Source organism: Collimonas sp., assembly GCF_039923675.1.
Taxonomy (GTDB): Bacteria; Pseudomonadota; Gammaproteobacteria; order Burkholderiales; family Burkholderiaceae_D; genus Collimonas.
Map to the genome: position 1 here is coordinate 1 of NZ_JBDTCG010000004.1, position 17,476 is coordinate 17,476.

Consider the following 17,476-nt stretch of genomic DNA (forward strand, 5'->3'; position numbering starts at 1 on the left):
TGGCCGAAGGCGGCCGATGACGCTCAGGATAGCAGCTTGCCCATCTGCAAAACTCACCGATTCTCACATGAGGCCGAAGCCGGCCCATTCCGGACATTTGTTAAGACCGCAACCGACCGGCCTCGACTCGGCCTGCGGACGGCTGGATTTCGGTGCGCAGCTACCGCTGGCGGTGGCACTGGGGCGTGACGATTTGCCTGCTTGGAAATAACGCTGTACTGCTCGCCAGCCCCATGCCGGCACACAGTATTAACTCTCAAGCCTGCGGCCGGGCAGTGCGCACCGCTGTCCCCCCAACCTTGATGAGAGCGTCGTAAGGCAATCGCCCTGCTTGGTAGATGGTGCGGGCCGGACGGCACCCTGCGGGGAACAGTTCTGCAAACAGCGCATTAACCTGTGGCAGGTCCGCCAGGTCGATGAAGGCAATATCAACGAACACCATGTCCTGCAACGTGAAACCTGACGCTTCCAAGACATGCGCAACATTCTGGAATGCGTGCCGCGCCTCCTCCTGGGCGGTCCCCGGAACATAGTTCCCATCGCGGCCAATGGCCAGTTGCCCGCTCAGATAGCAGGTGTTGTCGACAACCACCGCATGGCTGATCGGTGCCGCCCATGCCGGCAAGTTCTCGCCTTCAGTAATGAACTGCTTCATTCTCACTCCAATCCGCTGGGTTGATGTGTGTTGCCTGACAGTATTAATCGACGCGCTTGGCCCTAGTTTTGCTACCTTCCTGGTCCACCGTAACGGCGGCAATTTTCCCAGCAGCGTCTTTATCGAAGGTCAGCACGACATCGACGGCCTTGTAGAAGTAGCGGTATTCGCTTTCAGGAAATATCTCCAATTGCCGCTGCCCTGTCAGTTGGGCAAACAGACGGTCACCTTTCGATCTGATAACAAAGGTCGCCGATCCCAGCTCATATTGCCCTTCGAAGCGCGAATAAAGACGGGGATCGACCTTGACCTGGCGGTGCGCCGGGGCCACGCCCAGCGACAGGCGCGCCAGTGCGTCAGTGATCTTTCCGACAACCTCGTCACCATAATTGCTCAAGACAATGATGGTGACCTTATCGTCCGGATAATAAGCCAGCATAGAGCTGTACGCGCCGATGTTGCCACCGTGCTCATACAACTTACGCGAGTGGTTTTGATGGATGAACCAGCCCAGGCCATAATGATAGCCGCCGTCGGTGAACATCGCCTTCAGTGCGGCCGGGCTAAGCATATTCCCCTTGATCAACATCTGCTGCCAGGCGAAAAGATCATCCACTGTGGAATACATAGCGCCCGCCGCATACGCGTTGCTCATGTTGACTAGCCTGCCCTTCACCACCTGGTCCGGACCATCCGTGTAATCCTGGGCCAGCTGGCCCACCACTATGCGCCCGTCGTCATAGCCCGAATTGCGCAGTTTAAGTGGCTTCAGCAGTTTTTGTGCAAGATAGTCCGGGTAGCTCATGCCGCTCACGGTCTCGATGATACGGCCCAACAGGACGTAACCCATGTTGTTGTACATGAATTTCGTACCATGCTCATAATTCAGCGGCACGTCCTTGAGCAAGTCTATAAGCTCCTGCGGGGTATGCTTTACGGGCATCAGCTTGGCGTCGGAATCGTCCGGCGACGTATAGCTCGGAATGCCCGAAGTGTGCGACAGCAACTGGTGGATGGTCGCCGGTCCCCAACTGGTCGGCAGGCCTGGCAAATACTGGCTGATCGGATCATCCAGGCCAAGCTTGTTCTCATCGGCCAACTGCAAAATCGCGGCGGCAGTAAATTGCTTGGTAATGGATCCAATGCGATACCTGGTCTTGACGGTATTCGGGATCACCCATTCGCGGTTGGCCGCGCCGTAGGCCTGGCGGAAAATCGATTTGCCATTGCGCGCGACCAGCACCGTGCCAGTAAACAGCTCGCTCTGAACATATTCCTTCATCAGCGCTTCCGCCTGCTCCGGAAACTTACTGTCCGCTTGGGCCCGGGCTGCCGCTGGAGCAAGGCAGGACATCACCAGCACCGACAGGAGCGTCAGCTGCGATAACGCAGGTTTAAAGATAATTTTAAAAATAATTAGGACGATAGGAGTCAAAATTGGTTTCATGTAGTTCCCGAAAAAAGTGCCACAAGTGTAGGTGTGCACTTATCGGGCCACAATGACAACCATACCAAGAATCCTGCCAAAGGTAGAAATTACGGTGCCGAGTATTCAACACTCTGGAATCGGTCGCGAAAGTCCGACGGCGAGGTATTCAGACTTCGCTGAAAGGCAATGCGCATAGTCTCGACCGATTGGAACCCACAACGGTCTGCGATCTGTTTGACGGACAAGGTACTTTCCGTCAGCAAGCGGCGTGCGGCCTCGATCCGCAGCATTTGCACATATCTGCCTGGTGCTATTTTTAGCGCCAGATTGAAACAGCGAGCAAAGTTTCGTGGGCTCATCGCCACCCGCGCTGCAAGAACATCAACCGACAGATCATCGTTCAGGTGTTCTGACATCCAACTGACGAGCTCATCAAATGGAGCCTTATCGGCTCCGGTGGCATCGTGAATTAATAATGTGCTGAACTGGGATTGACCACCTGGCCGCTTCATGAAGACCACCAATTCCCGAGCCACCAGCAGTGCTAATTCGCGACCGAGATCCCGCTCGACGAGCGATAGGCAAAAGTCAATGCCGGCAGTAATTCCAGCGGACGTGTGGCATTTTCCTGCACTCAGAAACAATGCATCCCGGTCAATTTCAACTTGAGGAAATTGATTAGAGAATTCGTCAAAATGGGCCCAATGCGTGGTTACGCGGTGGCCGTCAAGCGCGCCTGTAGCCGCCAACGGGAAGGCACCTGTACAAATCGAACCTACCCGGTTTGCGCGGTCGCAGAGCGTTGCAAGCGCACTGACCAGTCTTGCATCGCGCGATGAAATTCGCGCGCCCCGCCCACCGCAGATTAGCAAGGTATCCGGCCTCAGCGTCGTATCAAACAGGCTGAATGCGGCCTGCAAAGGGATACCAGAAGTTGTCATCAGCGAGCCGACGGTGGGACCCGCGAGGCTGATATGGTAAGGAACACGACAGCCCGCCGCTTCGCTCAGCTCATTGGCGATCGTGAATACATCAAGTGGGCCGCTAATGTCGAGCATCTGTGCAGGAGGAAAACCGACAAGAAGAATGTGATGTGGGCGCCCGGATGTTGCAGCGCGACTCATGTTTTATAGGGATGCGGTCTGCATTGCGTCTGGATCAAGATACTTCCTTCTTGAAGAACATATGAAACTTCGTCATTGAATTGTTTGTCCGCTCTTTGCCACCAACGCGAGTGGCATGGTCAGTTCAGCGAACGACAGCTTTTGGCCGATTGCTGCCTGTCACGATAGGCAGCCACCGACCTATATCCGCCGTAAAGTCCTGAGATTATGGTTTCAAAGTATTGTCTGAGAATACCGTTGCTTTTGCTCCGGAATAGTTACCGCCGCTCTATCGAATACCTGACATGCGCAAAGGACTGTTCTTGACCAATAAGCACCCAAGAGTCGTCTCGGGTTCAAGTCTGTCCGACACGCAATGCCAAGTCTGAGCTACTACGATTTCGCTGCGTAAAAACGATAAACCGCTTGATAAGGCGCGCGCGTCTCCTGGCCGAGGTGGGCCTGGTCGCAACCATCGGGTGGCGCCGTGCCGCCGAGCGTCTGCAGGCGCTGAATGCTTTTCGTCAGGCCGAACGTGCCGATGCCGGAAGTCGATTTGGCGCTCAGCAGCAGCCACGGAATGTCGTTCGCATCCGGGCTCTTGCTGTTCGCTTGCACGGCGCCGACCACCTTGCTGCCGTCGCTCGATTCCCAGGTCGGGCCGGCGTAGTGCTTGCCTATCTTCTGGCCGTTCAGGTCGAACAGATCGGCTTGCGGCGCCACGAATTGCCACTCGAATTGCGAGGGGTCTGCCTTCGCCACTGCGCATTGGTAAATTTGCACACCGGTCGCCTTGGCCTCCAGCGTCATGATCTGGTCCGGCGCAACCTTCAGGTTATCCGGCACGGTAACCGGTGTTACCGCCGCTGTGCTTGCACAGCCGGCCAGCAGGACTGCACTGCATGCCAGCAATTTGCCCTGCGCGCCAAAACCAGCCAATATCTTTCTTAGCATTTTGTTTCCTTCTTAATAAAGTCTGAATGGATTTAGTTACCTACAAGCATCTTCATTGTAAGCCCATATCCATTCGCCTTCTCGCGCTTGCGACCAGAGGCTAGGCCCGGCTCTTGAACCACGCTGCGGTAGCGGCGTCAGCCGGGAAGAACGACTCTATCCGCAACTCGTGCACGGTAACGTCGTGCGGCGTGCCCATGGTGGTGATGGAGGTGAACAGGTTCAGTTCGACGCCATCCTTGCGGATCGTCATCGCCAGGAACGGCAGCACGCGCGTGTCCAGGTTGGGCGTCTGGGTCGCCGCCTTGATGCCGGGTAGTGCTATCAGCTGTTCCAGCAGGCTGGTGGCTTCACTGCCAGGCCCGTCGCTCATGGCTTCGCGCTGGATCCAGTGCAGCAGGTCTGCGCTGACATCCTGCCAGTTGACCAGGTATTTGCGGATCGCTTGCGGGTCCAGCATCAGCTTGAGGATGTTGACGCCTTCACGTGGAATCGGCTGCGCGTCCGGCATGTCCAGCAGCCAGCGGATCATCATGGCGGCCGGGCCGTTGCTCATCACCAGATTCCACAACCGGTCCACCACCAGCGCCGGATACGGCGCTTGCTGGGCCAGCATGAAATCCAGCGCCTGCTTGACCGAGGCCAGTTCCGGATCGGACAATTTGCGCTCCTGATAGGCTGGCGCGAAACCTGCCGCCAGCAGCATCACATTGCGCTGGCGCAGCGGGATGTCGAGCACCGTGCCGAGTTTGAGGATCAGTTCCCGGCTCGGGTGCGAACGCCCGCTTTCAAGGAAACTGATGTGCCGCTGCGAGATCTGGCTTTCAGTCGACAGCCGCAGTTGGCTATAGCCGCGTTTGTCGCGCCAGTAGCGTAATGCTGCACCGAAGTCGTTGAAGTAACGGTTGCGGGAAGCCCGCTCCGGGTCCGCTTTGCCACCCGCTTTCGCCACTGCTTGTGATGCGCCCATACGCTGCCTCCGAAGAATTATCCGCAGTGTAGCCCGACTATGCCGGCGTTGTCATCGCATCCAGGAAGCCGGTAACGCGGCTGATGCGGCCGTCGGCGGCCACTACCGCGACGTCGGTGCCGTAAGCCACCGGCTCAGCACCGTCGGGCCCTAGCGTCCAGGAAAAGCGCACTACGTCGTTATGGCCGTCCTGCTTGCCGTGCAATTTGAAACGCAGCCCGGCGAATTGTTGCTGCACCGCGCCGATCATGGCGTCCAGGCCGTCGTGACCGGCGCTGCGCGCCATCGGGTCGAGATACACGGCTTCGGGGGTGAATACGCTGGCGATCAGGGCACGGCGACGGACGGCGTCGGTTTCGCCCCAGGCCGCAATGTAGCGGCTGGCGATGGTGTGGGCCTGGTCGGCAATGGTGGCGGTATGGTTGAGTTCAGTCATGATCGTGCTCCATCAAGATATTGCTGGTTTAGGAAAAATGTTTTGTCGAAGTCGACAACACCATTCTCCGTCCGCCAGGGAGCACGGTCGATTACGTCCCAGGTAATAAAATCGGTAAATACAGGGATGCGGTTTCTATGGTTTGACTGCCGGCTGCAGCACGCCCGCCATGGAAAACAAGGCCAGCCGCGCCGGACCGGCTCCGGGTACCTTGAGCAGCGCGGTGATGGACGCATCGTCGACGCCAGGCGCAGACTTGACATGACGGCCGCCATCGCTGCTGGACAATAGTGTGCCGCCCATGCCGCCAATCGCCAGATCCTGTCCCGAGAGTCGGGCGATATCGGTCAGCGATTGCGTGGTGCCGGAAACGATGGGCTGCCAGCTCTTGCCATCGTCGGCGCTGCGAATGATGTGGCCGCGCATGCCAACCGCGACCACGGCGCTGACGCCATTGTCGGAAAACGCCACCGCACTCCAGAGCGAGCCCTTCTCGCCGGTGTCGATCTCCTCCCAGTGCTTGCCGCCGTCTTCCGAGCGGAACACGGTGCCGGCCTCGGCCATGATCAACAAGGTACCGGCCGGGGTGCCGAGAATCCGGTACAGATGGCGGTCGGCGGCATCGCCATCGCTCAGCTTCACCGGGTTCCAGCTCAAACCGCCGTCGCCGGTGCTCAGCGCCATGCCGAACAAACCCACCGCCAGGCCGTTACTGGCATCGCCGAACCAGATCGACAGGATCGGCTGCTCCTCGCCATATTGCTGGCGCAAGAGCTTCCAGGTTTCGCCGCCGTCGGCGGTTTTCAGGACCACACCGTCGTGGCCTGCGGCCCAGCCGTTGTTGCGGTCGATGAAGATCACCGAAGTCAGCATGGTGCGGGTCGGTACACTGCGAGCCTGGCGATAGGTCTTGCCGTCGTCGGAGAGCAAGATGACGCCATGGTCGCCGACGGCGATGATCCTGCTGCCGGCTCCCTCGCCAGCGGTGGTTGCAGCCAGCAAGGGGCCGTTGGTTGCTTGCGCGCGCATTTGTGCGGGGCGGCTGGTTGGCCAATCGGAGGCGCCGGATTCTGCCGCTTGCGCGGTTATGCTAAAAGTCGCCAGCGCCAGAACGGCTGCGCCTAGCCAGCCGCTCGATGGCGTCATCTTTTCACGCGGGATAGTTGGTGTGGATGGCATGACGTCCTCAATGAGCGGCATAGGATGGCGCGCGCAGCGTGCCGGCGCGACGAGGGAAAAGATTTTCCAGCACCACCGCAAAAGCCGGCAGCAGCGTCACCGCCATGACCATATTGACCAGGAACATGAAGGTCAGCAGCTTGCCCATGTCGGCCTGGAATTGCAGCGGCGAGAATGACCAGGTGGCTACGCCTATCGATAGCGTCAGCGCGGTGAAGACGGTCGCCACGCCAGTTTCATGCAAGGTATGTTCTATCGCGCTGCTGATATCGACGCCGGCGCCCAGATGCAGCTGCAGACGGTTATAAATATAGAAAGCGTAGTCGACGCCGATGCCGGTCGCCAGCACCATCACCGGCAAGGTCGCGACCGTGAGGCCGATGTTCAAGTCCTTCATGAACCAGTAGCCCAGCCAGGTCGCGACCGTCAACGGCAGGCAGCATGCCAGCATGGCGCGCCAGTCGCGATAGGCCAGCAGCACCAGCAACAGGATCGCAGCGTACACGTACAGCATCATCGGCAATTCGCTGCGTTCCAGCACTTCGTTGGTGGCGGCCTGGACCCCGGCGTTGCCGCTGGCCAGGCGGATCTTGACGCCGGTCAGCTGGTTACCGCGGCGGAATTGCTCGACCGCGGCGACCACGCCCCTGATGGTGGTCGCCTTGTGATCGCTCAGGTACAGGTTGACGCCTTGCGCCCGGCAATCGGATGAAGAAAAGCCATGCAACTGGTTGTTGGCGCTGCCGAACTGCGAGCCGAGGCCGCGCGCATCGCGGGTGATGGTGTTCATCTTCGGGTTGCCTTCGTTGAGACCGGCGTTGACGCCCTTCAGTACATCCGCCACGGAACGCACCGACAGCACGCCGGGCACACCGCTCATCTGCTGCGCAAAGTCATCCATGAACAGTTGCGCGTCAGGTCGCGCGCAGGCATCCAGCTTGCCGGTGGGCGCCACTTCAAACACCACGGTCAGCCAATCCAGGCCGACATCGAAACGCGCCGTGATATCGGCGGCGTCGCGGTTGAAGCGCGCCTCCGGCCTGAGTTCGGCAGCGCCGGCTTGCAGGCTGCCGACATGGCGGCCCTGGCTTTGCCAGACGGCGACGCCGAACAAGGCCGCGCCAAGCACCACCACGATCCATGCATTGCGCGGCCGCGCCACCAGCGCCAGCCAGCTTAGCCAACGGCCGTGCTGTTCACGGCGACCGATGGCGCGTTGTGCATAGTCGCGCGAAAAGCTGAAATAGGAAGCCGCAATCGGCAGCATCACCAGGTTGGTGACGATCTTGTAACCCACGCCGATCGATGCCGCAATCGCCAACTCCCGGATCATCGGAATCGGAATCAAGGTCAGCGTGATGAAACTGATGAAGGCGGTCACCAACGCCAGCGTGCCCGGGATCAGCAGGCCGGTGAAGCTATGCCGCGCCGCCTGTTCGGTATTCTTGCCGTCGGCGATTTCGCGCACGATGAAATTGATCTGCTGCACGCCGTGCGACACACCGATGGCGAACACCAGGAACGGCACCAGGATCGCCAGCGGATCGAGGCCGAAACCAAGCAGCCGCAGGGTGCCGAACTGCCACACCAGCGAGCTGAGCGAACATGCCAGCGGCAACAGAGTCAGGCGCAGCGAACGGCAATACCAATACACCGACAGGCCGGTCAGCAGCAAGGCGATGCCGAAAAACACCATGACCTTGCTGGCCTCTTCGCCGATATCACCGATGGCTTTGGCGAAGCCGATGATCTGGATCTCGACGTCGGCATTTTCAAACTGTTTACGGACCTTGTTTTCCAGCAGCTGGTTGAAGACGCGGTAATCAAGCGGCTGGCCGGTTTGCGGATCGCTGTCTTGCAGCTCGGCCAGCACCATCGCGCTGGTCTGGTCGCGCGACACCAGGTTGCCGAGATAGCCGCCGGCGGCAACGCGCTCGCGGATGTCGGCGATCACTTGCGGATTCAGTTTTTCCGGAATGATGTCGCCGCCGGTGATCGGCAGCGCCTTGAAACCCTCCTCCGTGATCTCGGTAAAGAACACGTTCGGCGTCCACAAGGACATGACGCTGCTGCGATCTACGCCTTGCAAATAATTCACCGCCTCGGTCGCACCCAGCAACTGCCGCAGCACCTGCGGATTCCAGATCGTACCGTGGCGCGCATGCACCACCACGATCAGGCGGTTGGCGCCGAACAGCGCTTCGCGGTACTGGTTGAAGGTCTTGATGTATTCATGCTGCTGCGGCAGGGTCTTCTCGAACCCGGCCGACATGCGCAAACCCAGCGCCAGCACGCCCATGCATATCGTGAATACGGCAAAGGTCAGCAACACCGCAAAGCGCCGCTTGAAGAGCACCGACTCCAGTCCCGCCACCAGCATCGACAGACGGCTCGGTGGCGGGATATATTGGCTTGAACCGCTCATGCTTGCATCCAATCCGTGATCAGAACGAGGTCGTGAAACTGAAGGTGGCGAAATCGCGGTCGCGCATCAGGTTGGACTGGCCGCCGCCGTAGTTGTGGGTATAGTCGACCCGCATCTTGGTCGACGGCTTGGTCTTGAAGTCGATCGTCAGACCGACCACCACAGCGCCAGCGCCCTGCACGAAGCCCGGCAAGGCGCTGGCGGAGACACCGGAAACGCCGTAGGACAACGACAGGTCCGGCGCGTAGGATGCCTGGCCGCCGAATGCCGCCGGATAGTTGACGGCGATCTGCGCCACCACGCCGCTGGACAACCTGGTTGGCACCCTGTAGTCCGACGTGACGGAATAGGGAATGCCCTGATCCAGGCTGAGATCCGGATAGTAGGCCGCCGCCAGTTCGGAGGTGAATGAACCCTCGGTCGCACCCAACGCCCGCAGCAAGCCGCCGAAGCTGCCGCCCGGGGTGAAGATGTTCAGGGCGGTCAGGTGGAACTGGTACTTCTTCTGGTCGACTGCGCCGCGGCAGACGTAGCCGGTGGGGCGATAGTTGGCCGGGTTGAGGTCGGCGTTGCAGTAATACGGATTGGCCGGATTGGCGACAATGGTCGGATCGATGGGAATGCTTTCCTTCGGCCGGAACGATAGCTCGGTGCCGAACGCCCAGTCGCCGGCGCGGGTATTGTAGGACAGGCCGAACAGGTTGCGGTCTTCGGCGTAGTCCAGGTAGATATCCTGCCAGCCGAATGGATTGGCGGTCGTGCCTTGGTTGACGCGGATGCTGGCGAACGGGATCTTGTCGTGATAACGCACATAGTAGAGGGCCAACTCGTCGCCGCTGTCCGGAAAGGTGTAGCGCGTCGACAGGCCGAACTGTCCGCTGTTCCTGGGATTGTGATCGATGCCGCGCGGGATCACGCTGCCGCTATGCACTAGCGGACCATACAGCGGATTGAGATTGGGATCAGCCAGTTCGCCGGCTGTCAGTTGACGGTTGTACGGCAGGCCGGTGCTCGGATTGATGCCGATGATGCGGGTGCCGGTATCGCCGACCGTCCCCGGCGGCGCCGGTGGCAGACCGAGCGGACCGGTGACGGTATTGACCAGCGAAGTCGGCAGGAAGGCGCCGCTGGAGCCGCGCCCGACAATGTCGCTGGTGGAAAAGAAGGTGCCGACCGGATCGAATTCATAGCCGTTCCAGCGGGTCTGGTAATAACCCTCGACGCTCAACCCTTTTGCCACTTCGGCATTCAGCGAAAGGATCGGCGCCGGCCTGAATATTTCCTTGAGTTGTACGCCCGGGCTGTGGGCGCGCCGGACATCGATGGCGTTGATGGAATTGATCCCGCCAGGAATGAAAATATCCTCGCCCCAGCTGATGACCTGGTTACCGATCCTCACCCGCACCGGATGCTGGTCTATCTCGAACTCTTTGTTGACGTAGGCATCCAGCAGGCGGATGTCGTGCACCGCATGGCTGCGGGCATCGGGATCGAGGTCGGCATAGCTGGTGTGGTCGGCGGCAAAATCGTAGGACCAGGCCGCGCGCATCAGGCCGCTCCAGCCGTCCGGCGCCTTCAGGTACAGGTCATGGACGCCACGCAGGGCCGCAGAGAAGACCTGCCCGTTTTTATAGTTGAGGTTGCCGTTGTCCTGGTTCAGCCGGGTCAAATCGTAGGACTGGTTGAAATTGAGCGGATCACGGCGGGCGATGTCGACCTGGCCGGAGCTGGCGCAACCGCCGTTGTCCTGGCCGATGAAGGTGCAGTTCGGACTCGAGGTGCGTACGCCGACGCCAAAGGACACCGAAGAATCGAAGCTGCCGCTGAGGCCGTTGCCGAGGTCGAACTGCTCGGCCCGGGCCGAATAGCCGAACACCGTCGAACTGCCCCACACCAGCGCCACCACCATGCCTGGCCTGAAACTGCGTAAGCGCACTTTCCCCTTGCCCGCCATCTTCTTCATTGCTGTCTCCCCGGGATGCCAATAACACCGATAACATTGCGTTTTTTATTGATCAATCAGCGCGTGGCGAAACGCCGCAAGCCGTCAGGCTCGAACATCGATTCCTTGACCCGCCCATCACGGCCGGCCAGCCAGTCGGATTGTTTTTGTCCGGCCGGAATCCGCTCGGCGATGTAGCGCCCCAGCGACAGGTCATGGCTGGCATAACCTTCCTGCACGCAGGCCGGCAGTTCGGTCGCCATCACCACCCCGCTTTCCATCACACGCTGGACTTTGCCCTGGCCGTCGTACAGGTCTTGCACCAGGATTTGCCAGGAATCCTCATCCAGGTAAAAGGTCCGCTTGGGGAAGGTATGGCGCGCCCCCTGCTTGACAGTGGCTTCCACCTCCCACACGCGGTGGGTTTCATAGCGCGTCAGGTCTCGGTTGAGGAAGGTCGGCTGCACCACATCGCTGATCTTGGCTTGCACCGAATTGACCTTGTTCCAGTTGTAGGGGACGATCATTTCCTTCTTGCCGACCAGCTTGTAGTCATAGCGGTCCAGCGGCCCGTTGTACATGGTGTACTGGTCGATGGTTTCCAGGTTTTCATCGTTGAGGATCGGCGCATCGTAGGAATAAGTCGGGGCGCGGCGCACCCGGCGCTGGCTGGCGAAGTAGAGCCAGATATCGTTGGGCTTGCCGATATAGCCGTGCGACAGGGTGACGTCGCCGGCGAACTGGGCCGGCGCAATGTAGGGGCTCAGATACAGCGACTCGATACCTTTGGCGCCGGCGATGGTGTTGTTCTTGGGTTCCGACAGCGGGAACATGATGTAGTCTTCCTGGATCAGCGGTTCGCCGATGGTGCTGCCGCCTTTCGGCGGCACCACTGTCGCATAGGCCCAGGTCAGGCCCTCGCCCTGATAGCGCATCTTGAAATTCCACATGGCCTCGACGCCGTTGCTCGGCAGCGGAAATGGATAACCGGCGGTCTTGGCCTCCGCCAGTTCATAGCCGTTGGCCGCAATCTTGGCGAAGCCGACATTTTCCTTTGTGCGCTGGTAGACCACCTCGGGATAGCCGCAGGAACGATGCGTTGGGTAGACATCCATGCGATAGCCCTTGATGCTCTTGATCAGCTGCACCTGGCCGGGCGACAGCTTGGCGGCGTATTTATCCACATTGGCGGCATTGATCGAGAGCAGCGCCTTATCTGCGGCATACGGGTCAGGCCGTGGCTGTCCGGCTTTATAGCCGGCTTGCGGAGTGACGTCGCCGCCGCTCCAGGCAGGGATCGTGCCGTCCTTGTTGGCCGCCTTTTCAGCGCCGACCGGAGTCAGCTCGACACCCAGCATGGCTGCTTGTTGCGCACCTGCCAGCGGCGCCAGCAAACAGGCCATGGCTATCATCAGCACGGAAGCTTTCGGTTTGATCGAGTGCGTTTTCATTTTTATATCTCCTCGCAGGTCAAAGCAAAAAATCTGAAATTTCATTCAATCCGGGTCTGCTTGCCCGATGCAAAGGCGATCGCCACCAATGGAATCCCGAACAGTACGGCGGTTCCCAGCACCATGCCGAAGTGCTCCGCGCCCAACACAGTCAGGAGCCAGCCGGCCACGGTGGTGCCGAACGCCACGCCGACCAGCGTCACCACCACGGTGCGCGAGACCAGCGAACCGTCGGCATCGATCTCGGACAGCAGGCCGGTCAGGAACGGGGTCAAGGCGTAAAAACCGACATTGAGCAGCAGTTGGCTGCTGAAGTAAGTTGCACCGGTGCGGGCAGAGAAGAACCACATCACCGACACCGCCATCAGCAACTGCGCCGCAACGATAATCATGCGGCGATGCCGGTGGCTGCCGCGCAATGAGGAAGCGATGCAGCCGAGGAAACCGAGAAATGAGGAGACCGACAACAGGATGCCGATGGTCGAGGTCGCCAGCCCGGCATGCTGGCCGGCCAGTTCCGTGACCGCCCACTGGCCGGCCTGGACCCCATAGATCAATATCGTGAACAGCCAGACCGCGGCTATGCGCAGCCACGGTAAGCCGGTATCTGAAGATTTTTGCTGATCGCCATGATCGTGGACGATGGCGCGGCCAGCCTGCAATAACGTGGGTGCGGCACACACCACCAATGCGGCCAGGGCGAGGAACAGCCACTGCGCAGACCAGCGCTCAGGCAAATAGGAAATGCCGATCAGCAGCGCACCGTTGACCAGCCCGGCGACCAGCACGATCACACCCCAGATGCGTTCCGCCGAAGGCTGTTTGGCTACCCTGGCCGCAACCAGCATGAACAGCATGCCTTCGAATACGCCCGCCATGCCGCGCGCAATGCTGACCGCTTGCGCCGTCGCCAGCAATGCGCTGGCAACCTGCATCGCCACGGTTCCCAGTACCCCGATGCGGGCGAAGCGGCTAGCGTAGCGCGCCACCCAGTGCGGCAGCAGCATGCAGCTAAGCGCCATGCCGAGCATTTCAAAGCCGGTCATCATGGTGCCCTGGCCTTCATCCAGGCCGAAGCGCAGCATCAGGCTGGAGACGATGAACGGGGTCAGGATGGTGCCGTTGATGGCGACCGCGTAGACGATCGCCAGCCGCAACATCTCGCGCGGCGCCGGTGCAGAAGGCGACAACGGCATTGGCAGGTCGCCCCCCGACACAGCGGCGCCGGAATGCAAGGATGGAGCGGTAGCTGAAGCATGCGCTGCGCTTGAAACCATGTTGTCATCTCCCTTGGACGGGTGTTTTATGTTTGTACAGCGGGATCATGCGTCCTTCGTTGGCGGCCATCCGTCTGTCGCGGAATTCGGCCTCCCGGGTTGCTTGTCATTGCCTTGCTGCTACCAGCGCACCACCTGGCTGGTCAGGCCGCGCTCTTCCAGATAGCGCTTGCGTCCGGCCTGGCCCTTCTTTTCAAACCAGTTGATGATCTTGCCGATCCGGTTCGGGAACAGCATCGCCAGCCGCACCAGGATGGCGTCCGACATTTTTGGATAACGCTCGTAACGCGGATCCTGCAGCATGCGCAGCATTTCATCGGCCACGTGCGATGGACTTTGCGGCGGATCGATGAAGTTCAGCGCGCTGCCGCCGGTCAGTGCTTCATGCCGTAGCTGCGCGGTATCGACCGAGGACGGCAGGATGCCGCCGACCTTGATCCCCTTCTTTTCAAAATCCACCGCAATCGACAACGTCGCGCCGCGCAAACCGAACTTGGTGGCACTGTACAACGGACTCTCGGGCATCGGCAAGACGCCGCCCAGCGAAATCGTATTGATGATGCGCGGATCGGGCGACAGTTTGAGCAGCGGCACCATGATGCGCGATAGCAGCAAAGGCGTGATCAGGTTGATCCGGATATCGCTTTCGATATGGTCCAGCGCATATTCGTCGAAACGGTCGGTACGCACCACGGCGGCGTTGTTCAGCAGGATATCCAGATGACCGAATTTTTCTTCGATCGCCGCGCGGATATGTTCCAGCAAAGGCCGCTGGCACAGGTCGCCGACGATCAGCAACGGTGTCTGCTTGAGGCTGGCGGCCAGTTCATCCAGGCCGGCCTGGTTCAGATCGCACAGCACCAGCCGGATGCCGGCATCGTCCAGGCGCTTGGCGATTTCGCGGCCGATGCCGCCGGCGGCGCCGGTCAGCAGGGCTACCCGTCCGGCAAATTCCGGACCGAGCTTCATGCCGCTTCCTTCAACGCGTTCTTTTCGGGTTGCGCCGTCTGTAGCGCTGGCGGTTTGAGCATGGCCTTGTAATCGCCATCCTTCAAGGCGGGCCAGCCGATGCGTTTGTGCAGCTTCTTCAGGTAGCGCTTGAGCGCATGCACTTCCAGGTAGACGGTATGGCGCTGCGACTTGATGAACTTGATGCCGCCGGAGAGATCGGGATCGTCATGAGCGATCAGCTCGTCAAAAGCCCGCACCCGTTCGGCGCCGGCATGTTGTTCACGCACGTAGCTGGCAATCAGGTGGGCTTGTGCATCAAACAACTTGAAGGCGCTGGAATTGGTTTCGATATAGCCGATGCCGAACAGGTTATGGTGGATGCGATTGAACACCGACAGATACATCTGCGGCCGTCCGCCCTGCCATTCGAAGTACTTTCCAGCATAGGGCGCGCTCCATTTATAGCCGGTGGCGTACAGCACCAGGTCCAGCTGTTCGCGGCTGCCATTCTTGAACACCACCTCGTCGCCGTCGTAGCGCTCGACATCCGGCCGCACCGCGATATTGCCGTGCTGCAGATGGTGCAGCAGTTGCGTGTTCATCAGGGGATGGCTTTCAAACAATTTGTGATCCGGTTTCGGCAAGCCGAAGCGGGTCAGGTCGCCGGTGATCATCTTGAGGATCCCGCTGAATACCGGCCGCTCCATCCACATCGGCAGCTGCGGCCCTTTTTCGGCAAACTCGTCGGACGGCACGCCGAACAGGTGCTTGGGAATGAAGTGATAGCCGCGCCGCATGCTGATGAAAGCCTTATCGGCGTAGGTGGCGGCGTCGCAGGAAATATCGGCCCCGGAGTTGCCGGCGCCGACGATCATCACGCGCTTGCCCTTGAATTCCTCACCGCGCTTGTAGGTGACGGAGTGGCGGATCTCGCCGTTGAACTGGCCCTTGATTTCCGGCAGGCTGGGATCCCAGTTGCAGCCGGTGGCGCAGATCACCGCGCTGTAATGGCGTTGTTCCTGGCGCTGATCACCGTTCTCCAGGGTGACTTGCCAGCGGCCGTCCGCTAGTTTGTCGATGGCGCGCACCGAGACGCCGAAGCGGATGTTGTCGTAAAGGCCAAAAGCGCGGGCGAACGATCTTACATAGCTGACGATCTGCCGGTTGGTCGGATAGTCGGGATAGTCTTTCGGCATCGGGAAGTCGGCGTAGCCGGACTGGTCGCGCGATGAAATGAAGTGCGCCGATTCGTACATCGGACTGCCGGGATTGTCCATGTCCCAGATGCCGCCGACATCGCTGTGACGTTCGAACTGTTCGTAGCTGACCCCTTGCCGCTTGAGGGCACGAGCGGCGCTCAGGCCGCCGGGACCGCCGCCGATGATGCAGACTGTTGCGTTATTGCTCGAAACGGATGAAGCACTCATGGACTCTCTCCTGGATATCGCCGAACACGGTGTAACTCTTTTATCCGAATTCATTTATTCGATTTATTTGAATTCTTTGCGTGCCTCAAATGTATCCAACTCCAAGGCGCTGAGTGAGGGCCGAAACGGACGCAGGAAGGGTCTTAAACGGACAGAATATTGTCCGGTGTACGCATATGGGCTAGACAGGCGATGATCTTGTGACCACAATGGAAAGCATGAAACCGACCGCCAAAGCCACCGCCAAACCGGAGCGGATCGACCCGCGCTATTCGACCGCATCGATCAATCCGCTGACGCCGCGCTATCTGTCTATCGTGGCCCACGAACGCGGCTACGACAGCGCCTCCCTGTGCCGCGGCCTCGGCTTCAGCGTGGATGACCTTAACCAGCCCAATTTCAAGATTTCCTACCGCCAGGGCAGCATGATGATCCGCCGCGGCCAGAAGCTGATCGGCGATACCGGGCTGGGGCTGGCGGTCGGCAGCCGGCAGACGCTGGTGTCCTGGGGGCTGGTGGGCTTCGGCATGATGACCTGCGCCACTCTGGGCGAGGCCAGCGAGATGGGGATCCGCTACCAGAAAGGCGCCGGCTCGCTGATCCATATCGCCATGGAGCTGAAAGGCCAGCAGGTGGCCATCCAGGCCGACCCGCAGTTCTACGATCCAGACATTGAAATGTTCCTGATCGAAGAGGCGTTTTCCAGCATGATCAATATCGTGCGCCACCTGGTCGGTCCGCAGTTCACGCCGGCGGCGATAGAACTGGTGTACCAGGCGCCGCCGCATGCCGCCATCTACGATACGATTTTCCGCTGTCCGGTACGCTTCGGCTGCTCGCGCAACCGCCTGATCACCGACATCAACTGGATGAACTATCCGCTGCCGACCTATGATGCACTGGTAGCCAAGACGGCCATAAAACTGATCGAAGAGAATCTTACGGTGGAACAGGAAAAGATCGATCTTTCGACCACCATAGAGCGTGCGATACGCGACAACCTGAAGGATTTGCCGACGCTGCAAAGCATCGCTTCGACGCTCAACATCGGCGAACGGACTTTACGGCGGCGCTTGAATGACGCTGGTTTTTCTTACCAGAGCCTGCTGGAATCGGTGCGCAAATCGCGCGCGCTGGAATTGCTCTCGCATTCGAAGTTTTCAGTGGCTGACGTTGCTGCCGAAACCGGCTTTAAAGATGTCCGCAATTTCCGCCGCGCCTTCAAGCGCTGGACCGGCGTGGCGCCGACCGAAATCAGGGAGTAACATAGCCGCTTC

15 protein-coding genes are annotated in these 17,476 nt (G+C 59.8%); 2 read left to right on the top strand and 13 right to left on the bottom strand.

Annotation, left to right across the window (positions count from 1 at the left end; all coding sequences use genetic code 11):
- A partial coding sequence (locus tag ABI171_RS00375) for a hypothetical protein (protein WP_348090640.1) occupies positions 1-211 on the top strand: 211 nt, incomplete at its 5' end.
- 45 nt (positions 212-256) lie between these two features.
- Here ABI171_RS00375 and ABI171_RS00380 read toward each other — a convergent pair.
- The 13 genes from ABI171_RS00380 to ABI171_RS00440 form a co-directional block, all read right to left on the bottom strand.
- The gene (locus tag ABI171_RS00380) at positions 257-655 is read right to left on the bottom strand and encodes a RidA family protein (RefSeq protein ID WP_348090641.1); all 399 of its coding nucleotides are present in this window, start codon (positions 653-655) and stop codon (positions 257-259) included.
- Between the two features lie 43 nt (positions 656-698).
- Positions 699-2,102, bottom strand: a complete 1,404-nt coding sequence (locus ABI171_RS00385) for a serine hydrolase (protein ID WP_348090642.1) — start codon at positions 2,100-2,102, stop codon at positions 699-701.
- A gap of 89 nt (positions 2,103-2,191) precedes the next feature.
- The gene (locus ABI171_RS00390) at positions 2,192-3,208 is read right to left on the bottom strand and encodes a GlxA family transcriptional regulator (protein ID WP_348090643.1); all 1,017 of its coding nucleotides are present in this window, start codon (positions 3,206-3,208) and stop codon (positions 2,192-2,194) included.
- 372 nt (positions 3,209-3,580) lie between these two features.
- Positions 3,581-4,141 (bottom strand): DUF3455 domain-containing protein, encoded by a 561-nt coding sequence (locus tag ABI171_RS00395; RefSeq protein ID WP_348090644.1) that lies wholly within the window; start codon positions 4,139-4,141, stop codon positions 3,581-3,583.
- Positions 4,142-4,241: 100 nt separating this feature from the next.
- The gene (locus tag ABI171_RS00400; RefSeq protein ID WP_348090645.1) at positions 4,242-5,111 is read right to left on the bottom strand and encodes a helix-turn-helix transcriptional regulator; all 870 of its coding nucleotides are present in this window, start codon (positions 5,109-5,111) and stop codon (positions 4,242-4,244) included.
- A gap of 37 nt (positions 5,112-5,148) precedes the next feature.
- Positions 5,149-5,547 (bottom strand): nuclear transport factor 2 family protein, encoded by a 399-nt coding sequence (locus ABI171_RS00405; protein ID WP_348090646.1) that lies wholly within the window; start codon positions 5,545-5,547, stop codon positions 5,149-5,151.
- A gap of 135 nt (positions 5,548-5,682) precedes the next feature.
- Positions 5,683-6,726, bottom strand: coding sequence for a YCF48-related protein (locus ABI171_RS00410; protein ID WP_348090647.1), 1,044 nt, complete (start codon positions 6,724-6,726; stop codon positions 5,683-5,685).
- A gap of 7 nt (positions 6,727-6,733) precedes the next feature.
- Positions 6,734-9,151 carry an MMPL family transporter gene (locus tag ABI171_RS00415; RefSeq protein ID WP_348090648.1) on the bottom strand — a complete coding sequence of 806 codons (2,418 nt, stop codon included), beginning with the start codon at positions 9,149-9,151 and terminating at the stop codon, positions 6,734-6,736.
- 19 nt (positions 9,152-9,170) lie between these two features.
- Positions 9,171-11,114 carry a DUF1302 domain-containing protein gene (locus ABI171_RS00420; RefSeq protein WP_348090649.1) on the bottom strand — a complete coding sequence of 648 codons (1,944 nt, stop codon included), beginning with the start codon at positions 11,112-11,114 and terminating at the stop codon, positions 9,171-9,173.
- Between the two features lie 56 nt (positions 11,115-11,170).
- Positions 11,171-12,544 (bottom strand): DUF1329 domain-containing protein, encoded by a 1,374-nt coding sequence (locus tag ABI171_RS00425; RefSeq protein WP_348090650.1) that lies wholly within the window; start codon positions 12,542-12,544, stop codon positions 11,171-11,173.
- Between the two features lie 41 nt (positions 12,545-12,585).
- Complete coding sequence (locus tag ABI171_RS00430) at positions 12,586-13,821, bottom strand: MFS transporter (RefSeq protein WP_348090651.1); 1,236 nt, start codon at positions 13,819-13,821, stop codon at positions 12,586-12,588.
- 120 nt (positions 13,822-13,941) lie between these two features.
- Entirely contained in the window at positions 13,942-14,790 is an 849-nt protein-coding gene (locus tag ABI171_RS00435) for an SDR family oxidoreductase (protein ID WP_348090652.1), read from the bottom strand.
- Positions 14,787-16,199 (bottom strand): NAD(P)-binding domain-containing protein, encoded by a 1,413-nt coding sequence (locus ABI171_RS00440; protein ID WP_348090653.1) that lies wholly within the window; start codon positions 16,197-16,199, stop codon positions 14,787-14,789. The genes ABI171_RS00435 and ABI171_RS00440 overlap by 4 nt, the downstream gene beginning before the upstream one ends.
- 218 nt (positions 16,200-16,417) lie before the next feature.
- Here ABI171_RS00440 and ABI171_RS00445 point away from each other — a divergent pair, with 218 nt between their 5' ends.
- Positions 16,418-17,464 carry an AraC family transcriptional regulator gene (locus ABI171_RS00445; RefSeq protein WP_348090654.1) on the top strand — a complete coding sequence of 349 codons (1,047 nt, stop codon included), beginning with the start codon at positions 16,418-16,420 and terminating at the stop codon, positions 17,462-17,464.
- Positions 17,465-17,476 lie beyond the last annotated feature (12 nt).

Bases quoted from the DNA above. Each gene is read 5' to 3' on its own strand.
- ABI171_RS00380 (WP_348090641.1), bottom strand. From the start codon at position 655: ATGAAGCAGTTCATTACTGAAGGCGAGAACTTGCCGGCATGGGCGGCA.
- ABI171_RS00385 (WP_348090642.1), bottom strand. From the start codon at position 2,102: ATGAAACCAATTTTGACTCCTATCGTCCTAATTATTTTTAAAATTATC.
- ABI171_RS00390 (WP_348090643.1), bottom strand. From the start codon at position 3,208: ATGAGTCGCGCTGCAACATCCGGGCGCCCACATCACATTCTTCTTGTC.
- ABI171_RS00395 (WP_348090644.1), bottom strand. From the start codon at position 4,141: ATGCTAAGAAAGATATTGGCTGGTTTTGGCGCGCAGGGCAAATTGCTG.
- ABI171_RS00400 (WP_348090645.1), bottom strand. From the start codon at position 5,111: ATGGGCGCATCACAAGCAGTGGCGAAAGCGGGTGGCAAAGCGGACCCG.
- ABI171_RS00405 (WP_348090646.1), bottom strand. From the start codon at position 5,547: ATGACTGAACTCAACCATACCGCCACCATTGCCGACCAGGCCCACACC.
- ABI171_RS00410 (WP_348090647.1), bottom strand. From the start codon at position 6,726: ATGCCATCCACACCAACTATCCCGCGTGAAAAGATGACGCCATCGAGC.
- ABI171_RS00415 (WP_348090648.1), bottom strand. From the start codon at position 9,151: ATGAGCGGTTCAAGCCAATATATCCCGCCACCGAGCCGTCTGTCGATG.
- ABI171_RS00420 (WP_348090649.1), bottom strand. From the start codon at position 11,114: ATGAAGAAGATGGCGGGCAAGGGGAAAGTGCGCTTACGCAGTTTCAGG.
- ABI171_RS00425 (WP_348090650.1), bottom strand. From the start codon at position 12,544: ATGAAAACGCACTCGATCAAACCGAAAGCTTCCGTGCTGATGATAGCC.
- ABI171_RS00430 (WP_348090651.1), bottom strand. From the start codon at position 13,821: ATGGTTTCAAGCGCAGCGCATGCTTCAGCTACCGCTCCATCCTTGCAT.
- ABI171_RS00435 (WP_348090652.1), bottom strand. From the start codon at position 14,790: ATGAAGCTCGGTCCGGAATTTGCCGGACGGGTAGCCCTGCTGACCGGC.
- ABI171_RS00440 (WP_348090653.1), bottom strand. From the start codon at position 16,199: ATGAGTGCTTCATCCGTTTCGAGCAATAACGCAACAGTCTGCATCATC.
- ABI171_RS00445 (WP_348090654.1), top strand. From the start codon at position 16,418: ATGAAACCGACCGCCAAAGCCACCGCCAAACCGGAGCGGATCGACCCG.